Source organism: Agrobacterium sp. a22-2 (assembly GCF_012276985.1).
GTDB lineage: Bacteria > Pseudomonadota > Alphaproteobacteria > Rhizobiales > Rhizobiaceae > Allorhizobium.
On sequence record NZ_JAAXMM010000005.1, the window covers coordinates 281,155 to 294,086 of the forward strand.

Annotated in this window: 14 protein-coding genes; 7 read left to right on the forward strand and 7 right to left on the reverse strand. The window is 63.0% G+C overall.

Annotation, left to right across the window (positions count from 1 at the left end; genetic code table 11):
* Positions 1–93: 93 nt before the first annotated feature.
* Both gatC and HFC70_RS10350 read right to left on the reverse strand, forming a co-directional pair.
* Positions 94–381 carry an Asp-tRNA(Asn)/Glu-tRNA(Gln) amidotransferase subunit GatC gene (gatC, locus tag HFC70_RS10345; protein ID WP_168473151.1) on the reverse strand — a complete coding sequence of 96 codons (288 nt, stop codon included), beginning with the start codon at positions 379–381 and terminating at the stop codon, positions 94–96.
* Between the two features lie 68 nt (positions 382–449).
* Entirely contained in the window at positions 450–1,154 is a 705-nt protein-coding gene (locus tag HFC70_RS10350; protein ID WP_168473152.1) for a metal-dependent hydrolase, read from the reverse strand.
* Between the two features lie 110 nt (positions 1,155–1,264).
* On the opposite strand from HFC70_RS10350, the gene ruvX reads away from it, so the two are divergent.
* Positions 1,265–1,753, forward strand: a complete 489-nt coding sequence (gene ruvX, locus HFC70_RS10355; RefSeq protein ID WP_168473153.1) for a Holliday junction resolvase RuvX — start codon at positions 1,265–1,267, stop codon at positions 1,751–1,753.
* Here the strand turns inward: ruvX and HFC70_RS10360 are convergent.
* Both HFC70_RS10360 and HFC70_RS10365 read right to left on the reverse strand, forming a co-directional pair.
* On the reverse strand, positions 1,696–2,028 hold the full coding sequence (locus HFC70_RS10360; protein WP_168473154.1) for a DUF6105 family protein: 333 nt from the start codon (positions 2,026–2,028) through the stop codon (positions 1,696–1,698). The two genes, ruvX and HFC70_RS10360, sit on opposite strands and share 58 nt — an antisense overlap.
* The gene (locus HFC70_RS10365) at positions 2,025–2,195 is read right to left on the reverse strand and encodes a hypothetical protein (RefSeq protein WP_168473155.1); all 171 of its coding nucleotides are present in this window, start codon (positions 2,193–2,195) and stop codon (positions 2,025–2,027) included. The genes HFC70_RS10360 and HFC70_RS10365 overlap by 4 nt, the downstream gene beginning before the upstream one ends.
* A gap of 183 nt (positions 2,196–2,378) precedes the next feature.
* Between HFC70_RS10365 and HFC70_RS10370 the strand changes: the two genes are divergently transcribed.
* Positions 2,379–3,302 (forward strand): AEC family transporter, encoded by a 924-nt coding sequence (locus tag HFC70_RS10370; RefSeq protein WP_168473156.1) that lies wholly within the window; start codon positions 2,379–2,381, stop codon positions 3,300–3,302.
* Positions 3,303–3,320: 18 nt separating this feature from the next.
* On the opposite strand, the gene HFC70_RS10375 is transcribed toward HFC70_RS10370, so the two are convergent.
* Together HFC70_RS10375 and HFC70_RS10380 are read right to left on the reverse strand one after the other, a co-directional pair.
* Positions 3,321–3,950 carry a GNAT family N-acetyltransferase gene (locus tag HFC70_RS10375; RefSeq protein ID WP_168473157.1) on the reverse strand — a complete coding sequence of 210 codons (630 nt, stop codon included), beginning with the start codon at positions 3,948–3,950 and terminating at the stop codon, positions 3,321–3,323.
* Positions 3,951–3,995: 45 nt separating this feature from the next.
* Complete coding sequence (locus tag HFC70_RS10380; protein ID WP_168473158.1) at positions 3,996–5,639, reverse strand: acyl-CoA dehydrogenase family protein; 1,644 nt, start codon at positions 5,637–5,639, stop codon at positions 3,996–3,998.
* A 133-nt stretch (positions 5,640–5,772) separates the two neighbouring features.
* On the opposite strand from HFC70_RS10380, the gene HFC70_RS10385 reads away from it, so the two are divergent.
* Genes HFC70_RS10385 through dprA form a run of 4 tightly spaced genes read left to right on the forward strand, consistent with a single transcriptional unit; the run spans position 5,773 to position 9,801 of the window.
* Positions 5,773–6,714 carry an aspartate carbamoyltransferase catalytic subunit gene (locus tag HFC70_RS10385; RefSeq protein ID WP_168473159.1) on the forward strand — a complete coding sequence of 314 codons (942 nt, stop codon included), beginning with the start codon at positions 5,773–5,775 and terminating at the stop codon, positions 6,712–6,714.
* The gene (locus HFC70_RS10390; protein WP_168473160.1) at positions 6,711–8,003 is read left to right on the forward strand and encodes a dihydroorotase; all 1,293 of its coding nucleotides are present in this window, start codon (positions 6,711–6,713) and stop codon (positions 8,001–8,003) included. Before HFC70_RS10385 ends, HFC70_RS10390 begins: the two co-directional genes overlap by 4 nt.
* A 43-nt stretch (positions 8,004–8,046) precedes the next feature.
* The gene (gene plsY, locus HFC70_RS10395; protein ID WP_168473215.1) at positions 8,047–8,646 is read left to right on the forward strand and encodes a glycerol-3-phosphate 1-O-acyltransferase PlsY; all 600 of its coding nucleotides are present in this window, start codon (positions 8,047–8,049) and stop codon (positions 8,644–8,646) included.
* 3 nt (positions 8,647–8,649) lie between these two features.
* The gene (gene dprA / locus HFC70_RS10400) at positions 8,650–9,801 is read left to right on the forward strand and encodes a DNA-processing protein DprA (RefSeq protein WP_168473161.1); all 1,152 of its coding nucleotides are present in this window, start codon (positions 8,650–8,652) and stop codon (positions 9,799–9,801) included.
* Here the strand turns inward: dprA and HFC70_RS10405 are convergent.
* Positions 9,754–9,987, reverse strand: coding sequence for a hypothetical protein (locus tag HFC70_RS10405; protein ID WP_168473162.1), 234 nt, complete (start codon positions 9,985–9,987; stop codon positions 9,754–9,756). The two genes, dprA and HFC70_RS10405, sit on opposite strands and share 48 nt — an antisense overlap.
* Positions 9,988–10,247: 260 nt before the next feature.
* Between HFC70_RS10405 and topA the strand changes: the two genes are divergently transcribed.
* Positions 10,248–12,929, forward strand: a complete 2,682-nt coding sequence (topA, locus tag HFC70_RS10410) for a type I DNA topoisomerase (RefSeq protein WP_168473163.1) — start codon at positions 10,248–10,250, stop codon at positions 12,927–12,929.
* Positions 12,930–12,932 lie beyond the last annotated feature (3 nt).

Here is a 12,932-nt window from a genome sequence, read left to right on the forward strand (position 1 = left end):
TTTGAAAAGGAACGCGCGGCACGCGGGCCGCTTCAATCTCGAATGGGTCAGGCTCGCAACAACAGCGGCGCGCTGGTCGGCGCCGCGGGCTGCCTATTCCACCACTTTCGGCACGAGGAAGAAATTGCGGTCGGTCTCCGGCGCATTGGCGACGATATCGTCGGCCTTGTTGCCATCGGTCACCACGTCCTGCCGCTTGCGCATCACCATGGGGGTGACCGAGGTCATCGGCTCCACGCCGGACACGTCGACCTCGGACAATTGCTCGACGAAGCCGAGAATGCCATTCAGTTCGCCCATCATGCGCTCGGCGTCTTCATCATTGAGAGCAATGCGGGCAAGGTGCGCGACGCGCTTGACGGTGGCAAGATCAACGGACATCGGTATTCTCCAGGGCGGTTGTCCTCCCCGCTATAATGTCCGCGACCTTGTCGCGCAACGGGGATTTGTCAGACGGTGACGTGTCCGCCCGGCTTCGGGGTCTCGACACGGGTCTTGGTGCCATCCATGCCTGCCACGAATTTCTCCGGCGTCTGGTCGATGATGCCGAACGTGCCGTAGTGGCAGGGAAGCACGGTCTTGAAGTTGAAGAACCGCTGGCAGGCGAGTGCGGCCACGGCACCGCCCATGGTGAACCGGTCACCGATCGGCACGATGCCGATATCGGGCTGGTGCAATTCGTTGATCAGCGCCATGTCGGAGAAGATGTCGGTGTCGCCCATATGCAGCAGCGAGGCTTCGTCCTCGAAATGCAGCATCAGCCCATTGGCATTGCCGAGCGAATGCGAAACGCCATCCTCGGTCAACATCGCCGAGGAATGCAGGGCATTGGTGAAGGTGACGGTAAAACCGTCGAAACCGACCGTGCCGCCGGTATTGCCCATCTCGAGCTTGGAAACCCCCTTCGATCCGAGCCAGGCAGCGAGATCCGCATTGGCGAGAACCGTTGCGCCGCTTTCCTTGGCCAGGGCCACGGTGTCGCCGACATGGTCGCCATGACCGTGGGTCAGAAGAATATGGGTCAGCCCTTGCGCCGCATCCTTGGCATCAAGGCCGGCAAAGGACGGGTTCCCCGAAAAGAACGGGTCGATCAGGATCTTCGCCTTGGCGGTTTCAAGCCGGAAGGCGGAATGGCCGAGCCAGGTGATTTTCATGGAATGCTCCTTTGAGTATCGCCGTTTGAAATGGTGTCGCTCACGCAAAATATGTCATAAGGCCGGAACGACCAGTGGTGATGAGATAATCTACCGAATGAGCAAATTCCATGACAATTCTGACCATCGATGAACTCGCCGCCGCCCTCAAGCCCGGCGAAGCGGTGGCCGGCCTTGATCTCGGCACCAAGACCATAGGGTTGTCGATGTCGGATATCGGCCGGCGGTTCGCCACGCCGCGCACGGTCATCAGGCGCGTCAAGTTCACTAGGGATGCCGAAGTCCTGCTGGAGTTTGCCGCCAAGGAAAAGGTCGCCGCCTTCATCATCGGCCTGCCGGTCAACATGGACGGTTCGTCGGGCCCAAGGGTTCAGGCGACGAAGGCCTTCGTGCGGGCGATGTCGGATAAGACCGACATTCCCTTCGTGTTCTGGGACGAGCGGTTGTCGACGGTGGCGGCCGAACGGGCACTGCTGGAAATGGACGTATCGCGGGCCAAACGTGCCGACCGGATCGATTCGGCGGCCGCCAGCTTCATTCTTCAGGGCGCCCTGGACAGGTTGTCGGGACTGGCAAGGGAGGCCGCCTCCCCTTCCTGACGGTCGCCCCCGCGCCACCAGGCCAGGATCCTGGCGCGGCGGCGAAAGCCGACCAGCGCAAACAACACGGCGCTGTCGACGACGATGGCGCGCGCCACCAGCGGCGGAATGGTCTCAGGCTCGATGCCGAGGAGATTGCCATAGACCTGGAACACCAGATCATGGGCCTGACGGGTCAGCATGAAGATGCCGAAGCTCATGTCGTTGTAGGAGAGGCCATACCAGGTGCCGAGAATAATGATCGGCCCCGCCCAGAACACCAGCAACCACTTCATGCGGTTCTACTCCCACCAAGGCTTGAGGGCATGCCCTCCTGAACCAGCCAGTTGGACATGGCCATCACGCTCAGGACGACCGCTGGAACGGTGATATCCAATGCGAGCATTGCAAAGAACGTCATCATGACGAGCAGCAATGCATATCGCCCCGCAGCGGTTCCCATATGGCCTATCCGTGTCCGGTTTCCCTGATCGGGGAAACTGGACTGTTAACTCTTTGCCGGCAACGTAAACCTTTTATTAAGGTTAATGCGGGCTGGGGATAAGTCGGCGAGGGCGCCCTGGCGGGCCGTATTTGCCTAAGGCCGGCCGAGCGGCTATATCGGCCCTTTCCTTCAGGTCTCCCCATGATCCTTACCTTCGAAAGCATCCTGCCGGTCTTCCTACTCGTCCTTCTCGGCGTCGGGCTGAAGCGATGGCCGCTCATCAATGGCTCGCTGTGGGATGGGCTGGAGCAACTCGGCTTTTACGTGCTCTTCCCGGCCCTGCTGTTCGTCACCCTGTCGCAAGCGGATTTTTCGGCGATCGAAACCGGCGCCGTCAGCATCGTTGCCAATCTGTCCGTGCTGCTCATGTCGATCGGCACTTTGGCGCTTTGGCCGCTCCTGAGGCGCAACGGCGTCGACACGCCGGCCTTCACCACCATCTTTCAGACGACGACGCGGTGGAACGGCTTCATGGCGCTGGCGATCGCCGAAAAGGTGGCGGGGCCATCGGGGCTCACCTTGGTTGCCCTCGTGATGGCGGCGATCATCGTGCCGCTCAATTTCATCAATGTCGGGGTCATGGTGTGGTTCGGCGGCGGCGATCGCAACCTGAAGGATTTTGCCGTGAAGATCATTTCGAACCCGATCATCCTCGGTGCTGGAACCGGCGTCATCGTCAACCTGACGGGCCTGCCGATCTATGGCCCCCTGATGCAGACGGTCGAACTGGTCTCGCAATCCTCGCTCAGCCTCGGACTGATCATGGTCGGGGCCGGCCTGAAGATCTCCGATGCGCTGAAACCGCATCCTTCCGCCGTCCTTGCCACCGTCTTGAAGCTGATCGTGTTTCCGATCGTCATGGTCGCATTGGCGCTCGCCTTCGATGTCGAAGGCGAGGCGCTGACCATGCTGGCGCTCAGCGCCGCGGTGCCGACCGCCATGAACGGCTATCTGCTCGCCAAGCAGATGGGCGGCGACGCCCCGCTTTATGCCGCAACCGCCACCATCCAGACGGCAGCGGCATTCTTCACCATTCCCGCCGTGCTGTTCGTGGTCAGCCTCTAGGCCATCAGGCAATAGCCGCTACAAGCTTTGCCCGAACCATACCGTGCTTTCAGCCGACGAAACGAGTGGCGGGCCTAGCCGGCTAAAGCCCTGCGCGGCCCAGAAGCCTATGCCGCGATGATTGCCGGCATTGGCACCCAGATGGACGCCGGTAACCCCGGCGCGCCGTGCCATTGCCATCCATTGCAAGAGAAGTGCGCGGCCAGCGCCCTGCCCCTGCAGGCGGGGAAGCAGGTTCATGTGGATATGGGCCGGGAACAGAGTGACGATCTCCGGCAAAGCCCGTTTCGGGTGATGAATGGCAAAGCTGCGGCGTTGATCCGCATCCCAGTCCTGTGGATCTCCGCTCGGCACTTTGTAAAGTGCACGCAGCTGCGGCCACCAGCTTCGTTCCAGCTCCTCCTCGAAAGCATTGGTGTCGAAGACGCCGACGATATAGCCGGCGACGCCTTCGGCGTCTTCCGCGACCCATGCCGTCTGCGGGCTCAGATGTGCGTACGGCGCCGAATAGATATGGCCCACCATTCGGCCGTCGCGATAAAGATGCGACGCATCGCGACCGGCATCGGCCGTGGCCAGTGAGATGGTATAGAGACTATCGATATCGCCGGGTTGGCAGAGACGAATGCTAAATCCTGTCGTGTGCATGTTCGCCTCCCTCGCACCATTGGCTGCCCTGCCAGAACGACGGGTTCAAGCCGCCGGTGGATAGAGCAGGTCGATGACGTAGCGTGCGTCGAAGCGGGCGTCGAGCACACCGTAAGTGTAGCGCCAACCGCCGGCGAGGCGCGTTTCGAGGAAGGCGTCGGCGATCTTGCCGGCTCCAAGCCGGTAAAGTTCGGCAGCGGCTGCGGCCAGTGCCATCTGCTCGACCAGCAGGCGGGCGGCGCCCTCGTCCTTTTCGCACAGCGCCATGGCGACGCGCAGCACCTCGATGGTCTTCTTGCCCGAGGGACCGAGATCCCGTTCCAGCTCGGCAAAGACCATGGCGAAGAGGTCCTTGCCGCGGGCCAGCACGCGCAGCACGTCGAGCGCCATGACATTGCCGGAGCCTTCCCAGATGGCGTTGACCGGCGCCTCGCGATAATGCCGGGCGATCGCCCTCTCCTCGATATAGCCGCTGCCGCCGATGCATTCCATCGCCTCATAGATCAGCGGCGGCGCCATCTTGCAGACCCAGTATTTGACGACCGGCGTCATGACGCGGGCATAGGCGGCATCGGCCGCACTGTCGCGAGCCCGGTCGAAGGCATCGGCCAGCCGGAAGGACAAGGCGGTCGCCGCCGCCACATCGAGCGCCATGTCGGCCAGCACGCGGGTCATGATTGGCTGGTCGATCAGCTTCTTGCCGAACACCGCACGGCCGCGCACGTGATGCACGGCCTCGGCCATCGAGGCCCGCATGATGCCGGCCGAGGCCAGCGCGCAGTCGAGCCGCGTCAGGGTGACCATTTCCAGGATGGTGCGGATGCCGCCGCCCGGCTCGCCGAGCAGATAGCCGAAGGCATCGGTGAACTCGACTTCGGACGAGGCATTCGAGCGATTGCCGATCTTGTCCTTCAGACGCTGGAACTGCAGGCCGTTGGCCGTGCCATCTTCCAGAAGCCGCGGTACCAGGAAGCAGCCCATGCCTTCCGGCATCTGGGCCAGCATGACGAAACCGTCGCTCATCGGTGCCGACATGAACCACTTGTGGCCGGACAGGCGGTAGATGCCGTCGCCGGCCCTTGTGGCTGCGGTCACGTTGGCGCGCACGTCGGTGCCGCCCTGCTTTTCCGTCATGCCCATGCCGAGCGTCACGGCGGTCTTCTGCATGGCCGGGCGGTTGGACGAATCGTATTTGCGCGACAGGATTTTTGGCGCCCATTCCTTCTGCACCCTGGGCGAGGCCATCAGGGCCGCCACCGACGCATTGGTCATGGTCAGCGGGCAGAGATGACCGCATTCGAGCTGGGCAGTCAGGAAAAAGCGTACGGCGCGCGCCTTGTGCTCGGCGCCCTTGGCATCGGTCTGGCCATCCCAGACGGAAGAATGCAGGCCGGCCGACATGGAGCGGCGCATCAAAGCGTGCCAGGCCGGGTGAAACTCGACGGTGTCGAGCCGCTCGCCGCGCACCCCGTGGGTGCGCAGTTGCGGCGGGCTCTGATTGGCCATGCGGGCCAGTTCCTGCGCTTCGTGCGAGGTGACATAACGGCCGATCGCGTCGAATTCTTCCCGGAGGCTGCGGTGCAGATTGGCCGAGAGATCGACGATCAGCGGGTCGGTGCGATAGGCATTGATGCCGGACCAGGGCTTGGGCTGGTTCAATTCCGCGAGTTTTTCGTCCGTCCGGTTCATCTGCTCATACAACTCTTCTTACGCGTCCCGATTCGTTTAATATGGGGAACAAATGTCTATCGCCATACCATATGCTTGCCCCGGCTGCTGGCAATCTTTATAGACCGCGCGACCACTTCCGGAGGACAGTCTCATGGTCTTCTTTCCCCACCGCCATCTCATTGGCATCAAGGGCCTTACCCACCAAGACATTACCTTTCTGCTCGACAAGGCGGATGAGGCGGTGAAAATCAGCCGTCAGCGCGAGAAAAAGACCTCGACCCTGCGCGGCCTGACCCAGATCAACCTGTTTTTCGAAGCCTCGACCCGCACCCAGTCCTCGTTCGAACTGGCCGGCAAGCGGCTCGGCGCCGACGTGATGAACATGTCGGTCGGCAATTCGTCGGTCAAGAAGGGCGAAACGCTGATCGATACGGCGATGACGCTGAACGCGATGCGGCCCGACGTCCTGGTGGTTCGACATTCGTCCGCCGGTGCTGCCGCCCTGCTGTCGCAGAAAGTCGCCTGCTCGGTGATCAATGCCGGCGACGGCCAGCATGAACATCCCACCCAGGCCCTGCTCGACGCGCTGACCATCCGGCGCGCCAAGGGCAAGCTGGCGCGGATCATCGTGGCAATCTGCGGCGACGTGCTGCATTCGCGCGTGGCGCGCTCCAACATCCTGCTTCTGAACGCCATGGGCGCCCGCGTCCGGGTCGTGGCGCCGGCCACGTTGCTGCCCGCCGGCATCGCCGACATGAGCGTGGAGGTCTATCACGACATGAAGGAAGGCCTGAAGGATGCCGACGTGGTGATGATGCTGCGCCTGCAGCGCGAGCGCATGTCCGGCGCCTTCGTGCCGTCGGTGCGCGAGTATTTCCATTATTATGGTCTGGACGCGGAAAAGCTGAAATATGCCAAGGACGATGCGCTGGTCATGCATCCCGGCCCGATGAACCGCGGCGTCGAGATTTCTTCGGAAGTCGCCGACGGACCACAAAGCGTCATCGAACAGCAGGTCGAAATGGGGGTCGCCGTGCGCATGGCCGTAATGGAAGCCCTGCTGATCTCGCAGAACCAGGGAGAACGGGCATGAGCGCGCCAACCGTTCTGAACAATGTCCGCATCGTCGACCCGTCCCGCGGCATCGACGAGGTCGGCAGCATCCTCATCGGCGCGGACGGCCGCATCCTGGCGGCCGGCGCGGACGCCCGCAACCAGGGCAGTCCGGACGGTGCTACGGTGCGCGACTGCTTAGGGCTTACCGCCGTTCCGGGCCTGGTCGATGCCCGTGTCTTCGTCGGCGAGCCGGGTGCCGAACACCGCGAGACGATCGCCTCGGCGAGCCGTGCGGCCGCCGCCGGTGGCGTCACTTCCTTCATCATGATGCCGGACACCGATCCGGTAATCGACGACATCGCGCTCGTCGAATACGTCAAGAAGAAAGCCCGCGATACGGCGATTGTCCATGTCTATCCGGCAGCGGCACTCACCAAGGGATTGCATGGCACGGAAATGACCGAAATGGGCCTGCTGCAGGAAGCCGGCGCGGTGGCCTTCACCAATGGCCGTCACGGGCTCTACGACACGCAGGTGCTGCGCCGGGCGATGACCTATTCCCGCGAGTTTTCGGCCGTGGTGGCGCTGGAGCCGCGCGACCAGTATCTCGGAACCTCGGGCGTCATGAACGAGGGGCTGCTGGCAAGCTGGCTTGGCCTGTCCGGCGTGCCGAAAGAGGCGGAGATCATTCCGCTGGAGCGCGACCTGCGCATCGCCGGGCTGACCCGCGCCCATTATCATGCCGCCAAGATTTCCGTGCCGGAATCGGTCGAGGCGATCAAGTCGGCCCGGCAGCGCGGCGTCAACGTGACCTCGGGCATATCGATCAACCACCTGGCGCTCAACGAAAACGACATCGGTGAATACCGCACGTTCTTCAAGCTCTCGCCGCCGCTGCGCGCCGAAGACGACCGCATGGCCATGGCCAATGCACTGGCCGCCGGCGATATCGACATCATCGTCTCGTCCCATGATCCGCAGGATGTCGATACCAAGCGCCTGCCCTTTGCCGATGCGGCCGACGGGGCGATCGGTCTCGAGACCATGCTGGCGGCAGCACTTCGTCTGCATCACAACGGCCAGGTGCCGCTGATGCGGCTGATCGACGCCATGTCGACGCGGCCGGCGCAGATCTTCGGACTCGACGCCGGAACGCTGAAACCGGGCGCGCGCGCCGATATCACGCTGATCGATCTCGACGAGCCTTGGCTGGTCGCGAAAGACGGCATTGCCTCGCGCTCGAAGAACACGCCTTTCGAAGACGCCCGTTTCTCGGGCCGGGCCGTCGCGACCTATGTCGCGGGGCTCTTGGTTTTTTCGCTCTGACACCTGCGCATTGGGGGGACCGGTCGTGGCCACAGTGAACTTCATGGATATCGGACTGCCCGCGCTGATCGCGGTCTTGAGCCTCGGCTATCTGCTCGGCTCCATCCCGTTCGGCCTGCTTCTGACCCGCATGGCCGGTCTCGGTGACCTGCGCTCGATCGGATCGGGCAATATCGGCGCAACCAACGTGCTGCGCACCGGCAACAAGAAACTGGCGGCAGCAACCCTGCTGCTCGACGCGCTGAAGGCGACGGCTGCCGCGGTTGCCGCTCAATACGTCTTCGGCGGCAATGCCGGTCTGCTGGCGGGCTTCGCCGCCTTTATCGGCCATCTCTTTCCGGTCTGGCTCGGCTTCAAGGGCGGCAAGGGCGTCGCCACCTATATCGGCACGCTGCTCGGCGTCGTGCCGCTGATGGTGCCGGTATTTGCCGTCGTCTGGCTGGGCATGGCCTATTTCAGCCGCTATTCCTCGCTGTCCGCTCTGGTTGCAACCCTTGTCATTCCGGTTGTCCTGTGGATACTGGGCCAGCAGGAGGCAGCGCTCGTCACGGCGGCCATGACCACCATCACCTGGTGGAAGCACAAGGCCAATATCGAGCGGCTGATCGCCGGCACCGAAAGCAAGATCGGACAAAAAGGATAGGGCATGTCGCTCGGCGGCGCAGGACGAACCGGGATTGCGCTGACGGAGAGGCAAAGGATCGCCTGGCTGAGATTGATCCGCAGCGACAATGTCGGCCCCGCCACCTTTCGCGATCTGATCAACCATTTCGGCACGGCCGAAACCGCGCTTGCCATGCTGCCGGAACTGTCGCGACGCGGCGGCTCGACGCGCGCCATCCGGATCGCCACCGAGAGCGAAGCCGAGCGGGAACTGGAGACCGCCCGGCGGTTCGGGGCCACTTTCGTCGGCATCGGCGAACCGGATTATCCCCCTGCCCTTCGCCAGATCGACGGCGCCCCGCCACTCTTGGCGGTCAAAGGCAATCTGAAGGCAGGCCTGAAACCGGCCATCGGCATTGTCGGATCGCGCAATGCCTCGATCAGCGGCGCCAAGTTCGCCGCCATGATGGCGCGCGATACCGGCCGGGCCGGATACACGATCATTTCCGGCCTGGCACGCGGCATCGACACGTCGGCCCATCAGGCAAGCCTTGAGACCGGCACGATCGCCGCCATGGCCGGCGGTCTCGACCAGCCCTACCCTCCGGAAAATATCGGCCTGCTGAAGGAAATCTGGGACGGAACCGGCCTTGCCATCAGCGAAATGCCGTTCGGCTGGGAACCCCGCGCCCGGGATTTTCCGCGCCGCAACCGGCTGATCGCCGGCGTGGCGCTGGGCGTCGTGGTCATCGAGGCGGCCAGCCGCTCAGGATCGCTGATCACGGCCCGGCTGGCCGGCGATTTCGGCCGGCTGGTCTTTGCCGTTCCCGGCTCGCCGCTTGATCCGCGCTGCCACGGCACCAACGGGCTGTTGAAGGACGGAGCGATCGTCACCACCGAAGCGGCCGACATTCTGGAGGCACTGGCGCCGCTGTCGAAGATCGACCTGTTCTCGCCGGTTCAGGCCCGCGAACCGACGCAGGACGAGGAAAAGCCGCTGATGCCGCCGCCCGACGATGCCGAGAGATCGCGGATCGTCGATGCACTCGGCCCGACGCCGGTCGAGGTGGACGATATCATCCGGCATACCGAACTGCCGGCCTCGTCCGTCTATCTCGTGCTGCTGGAACTGGATATCGCCGGCCGCCTACACCGGCACCCGGGTGGGCTTGTCTCCATTGCTGCGCTGGATTGACAGGGCCCGGCGGCCCGCCTGCACATCGCCCGCCTCCACATAGGCCATCTCGATCAGGTAGCACAGCATCTCGGCGCCTTCCTTCTGAGCGACCAATCGCAACTCTCCCAGCATCTGGCGGATATAGGCAATATTCTCTTTCGTCTGAGCGGTGCTGCTTTCAGGGCTCACATTATTGGCGGCCATTTTTCGTTCCTGTGGATCGGGTGTCCAAAGTCTGCCGGGGGCTTCAACCACAAGCTCGGAAAACGATAAAACTATTTATCTAGAATTGCAATATGCGGAACATCTTCCACAGGTTGTATCGCGTTGTGGCCGACATAAAATGGCCCGCCCCTCTTGACCGCAGCCGAATCCCTGTCCATGTCGGGGAGCCGGATTCCCGGAACAAACCGCCGGAATCCTTCCGAACGTTGAAAACACGAACGCAAGTTCAGAGAAACACTATGAATGTAGTCGTTGTAGAGTCGCCCGCCAAAGCCAAGACAATCAACAAATATCTTGGCCCGGGCTACACGGTCCTGGCCTCGTTCGGACATGTGCGCGATCTGCCTGCCAAGGACGGATCAGTGCTGCCGGACCAGGACTTCGAGATGCTCTGGGAAGTCGACGGTGCCTCGACGAAGCGCATGAAGGATATTGCCGACGCGGTCAAATCCTCCGATGGACTGTTTCTGGCGACCGACCCGGATCGCGAGGGCGAAGCGATTTCCTGGCATGTGCTGGATCTCCTGAAGAAGAAGAAGGTCATCGGCGACAAGCCGGTCAAGCGCGTCGTCTTCAATGCGATCACCAAGAAGGCCGTGCTCGATGCCATGGCCAATCCGCGCGACATCGATGGTCCGCTGGTGGACGCCTATCTGGCGCGCCGCGCCCTCGACTATCTCGTAGGCTTCAACCTGTCGCCGGTGCTGTGGCGCAAGCTACCGGGCGCCCGCTCGGCAGGCCGCGTGCAGTCCGTGGCGCTGCGGCTGGTCTGCGACCGGGAAAGCGAAATCGAACGCTTCATTTCGGAAGAATACTGGAATATCTCGGCGCTTTTGAAGACGCCGCGCGGTGACGACTTCGAAGCCCGCCTGGTTTCGGTCGACGGCAAGCGCATCCAGCGCAATACCGTGACCAACGGCGACGAGGCCGCTCGCCTTAAGGATCTGCTCGACGGCGCCAACTATGTTGTCGACACGATCGAGGCAAAGCCCGTCAAGCGTCATCCGGCGCCGCCCTTTACCACGTCGACGCTACAGCAGGCCGCCTCCTCCAAGCTCGGATTTTCGGCGTCGCGCACCATGCAGGTGGCGCAGCGACTTTACGAAGGCATCGACATCGGCGGCGAGACCGTCGGTCTGATCACCTATATGCGTACCGACGGCGTGCAGATGGCGCCCGAGGCGATCGATGCGGCCCGCGCCGCCATCGCCGACCAGTTCGGCAATCGTTACCTGCCGGAAAAGGCGCGCCAGTATACCGCCAAGGCCAAGAATGCCCAGGAAGCGCACGAAGCCGTGCGCCCGACCGACTTCAACCGCACGCCGGACATGGTTCGCCGCTTCCTCGACGCCGACCAGCTGCGGCTCTACGACCTGATCTGGAAGCGCGGCATCGCCAGCCAGATGGCATCGGCCGAGATCGAACGGACAACCGCTGAAATCCTGGCCGACCGCAACGGCGAGAAGGCCGGCCTTCGGGCCGTTGGCTCGGTGATCCGTTTCGACGGGTTCATTGCCGCCTATGTCGACCAGAAGGAAGAGGGCGAGGCCGCAGACGACGAGGAAGATGGCCGCCTGCCGGAAATCAACGCCCGGGAAAAGCTGGCCAAGCAGAAGATCAACGCCACCCAGCACTTCACCGAGCCACCGCCGCGTTATTCCGAAGCGACGCTGATCAAGAAAATGGAAGAGCTCGGCATCGGCCGGCCCTCCACCTATGCGGCAACGCTTGCGACGCTGCGCGACCGCGACTACGTGACCATCGACAAGCGCAAGCTGATCCCGCAGGCCAAGGGCCGGCTGGTGACGGCTTTCCTTGAGAGCTTCTTCACGCGCTATGTCGAATATGACTTCACGGCCGACCTTGAAGAGAAGCTCGACAAGATCTCGGCCGGCGAGCTCAACTGGAAAGACGTGCTTCGCGAATTCTGGACGAACTTCTTCGCCCAGATCGAGGATACCAAGGAGCTGCGCGTCACCAATGTGCTCGACGCGCTCAACGAGGCGCTGGCGCCGCTGGTGTTCCCGAAGCGGGAAGACGGCAGCGACCCGCGCATCTGCCAGGTCTGCGGCACAGGAAATCTGTCGCTGAAGCTCGGCAAATACGGCGCCTTTGTCGGCTGCTCGAATTATCCCGACTGCAATTTCACCCGCCAGCTGTCCTCCGAAAACGGCGCCGAGGCCGATGCGGCCCTCAGCGAGACCAAAACGCTCGGCAAGGATCCCTCGACCGACGAGGACATCACGCTGCGCAGCGGCCGCTTTGGCCCCTATGTGCAGCGCGGCGACGGCAAGGAGGCCAAACGATCGTCGCTGCCCAAGGGCTGGAAGCCGGACGACGTGGATTTCGAAAAGGCCTTGTCGCTGCTCTCCCTGCCGCGCGATGTAGGAACCCATCCGGAGAGCGGCAAGATGATCACCGCCGGGCTCGGCCGTTATGGGCCGTTCATCCTGCATGACGGCTCTTACGCCAATGTCGACAGCATCGAGGATGTGTTCACCATCGGCCTCAACCGAGCGGTGACGGTGCTGGCCGAAAAGAAGAGCAAGGGACCCAGCGGCCGCGGCACGCCCGCGGCTCTGAAGGAACTGGGCGACCATCCGGATGGCGGCGCCATGACGGTGCGCGATGGACGCTATGGGCCTTACGTGAATTGGGGTAAGGTGAATGCGACGCTGCCCAAGGGCAAGGATCCGCAGACCGTGACCGTCGAGGAAGCGCTGGCGCTGATCGTCGAGCGGGCCAGCAAGGGCGGCGGCAAGGCGGCGGCAGCCAAGAAGGCACCGGCCAAGACGGCGGCCAGCAAGTCTGCCAAGACGGCCGACGGCGGCGAGACAAAGCCCAAGGCGAAAGCGGCCGCCAAACCCAAAGCGGCTGCCAAGCCCAAAGCCAAGGCCGCGAGCAAAACGAAGAAGAGCTGACAG

Coding starts and splice junctions, on each gene's coding strand:
- gatC (WP_168473151.1), bottom strand. CDS start 381: ATGTCCGTTGATCTTGCCACCGTCAAGCGCGTCGCGCACCTTGCCCGC.
- HFC70_RS10350 (WP_168473152.1), bottom strand. CDS start 1,154: ATGAAAATCACCTGGCTCGGCCATTCCGCCTTCCGGCTTGAAACCGCC.
- ruvX (WP_168473153.1), top strand. CDS start 1,265: ATGACAATTCTGACCATCGATGAACTCGCCGCCGCCCTCAAGCCCGGC.
- HFC70_RS10360 (WP_168473154.1), bottom strand. CDS start 2,028: ATGAAGTGGTTGCTGGTGTTCTGGGCGGGGCCGATCATTATTCTCGGC.
- HFC70_RS10365 (WP_168473155.1), bottom strand. CDS start 2,195: ATGGGAACCGCTGCGGGGCGATATGCATTGCTGCTCGTCATGATGACG.
- HFC70_RS10370 (WP_168473156.1), top strand. CDS start 2,379: ATGATCCTTACCTTCGAAAGCATCCTGCCGGTCTTCCTACTCGTCCTT.
- HFC70_RS10375 (WP_168473157.1), bottom strand. CDS start 3,950: ATGCACACGACAGGATTTAGCATTCGTCTCTGCCAACCCGGCGATATC.
- HFC70_RS10380 (WP_168473158.1), bottom strand. CDS start 5,639: ATGAACCGGACGGACGAAAAACTCGCGGAATTGAACCAGCCCAAGCCC.
- HFC70_RS10385 (WP_168473159.1), top strand. CDS start 5,773: ATGGTCTTCTTTCCCCACCGCCATCTCATTGGCATCAAGGGCCTTACC.
- HFC70_RS10390 (WP_168473160.1), top strand. CDS start 6,711: ATGAGCGCGCCAACCGTTCTGAACAATGTCCGCATCGTCGACCCGTCC.
- plsY (WP_168473215.1), top strand. CDS start 8,047: ATGGATATCGGACTGCCCGCGCTGATCGCGGTCTTGAGCCTCGGCTAT.
- dprA (WP_168473161.1), top strand. CDS start 8,650: ATGTCGCTCGGCGGCGCAGGACGAACCGGGATTGCGCTGACGGAGAGG.
- HFC70_RS10405 (WP_168473162.1), bottom strand. CDS start 9,987: ATGGCCGCCAATAATGTGAGCCCTGAAAGCAGCACCGCTCAGACGAAA.
- topA (WP_168473163.1), top strand. CDS start 10,248: ATGAATGTAGTCGTTGTAGAGTCGCCCGCCAAAGCCAAGACAATCAAC.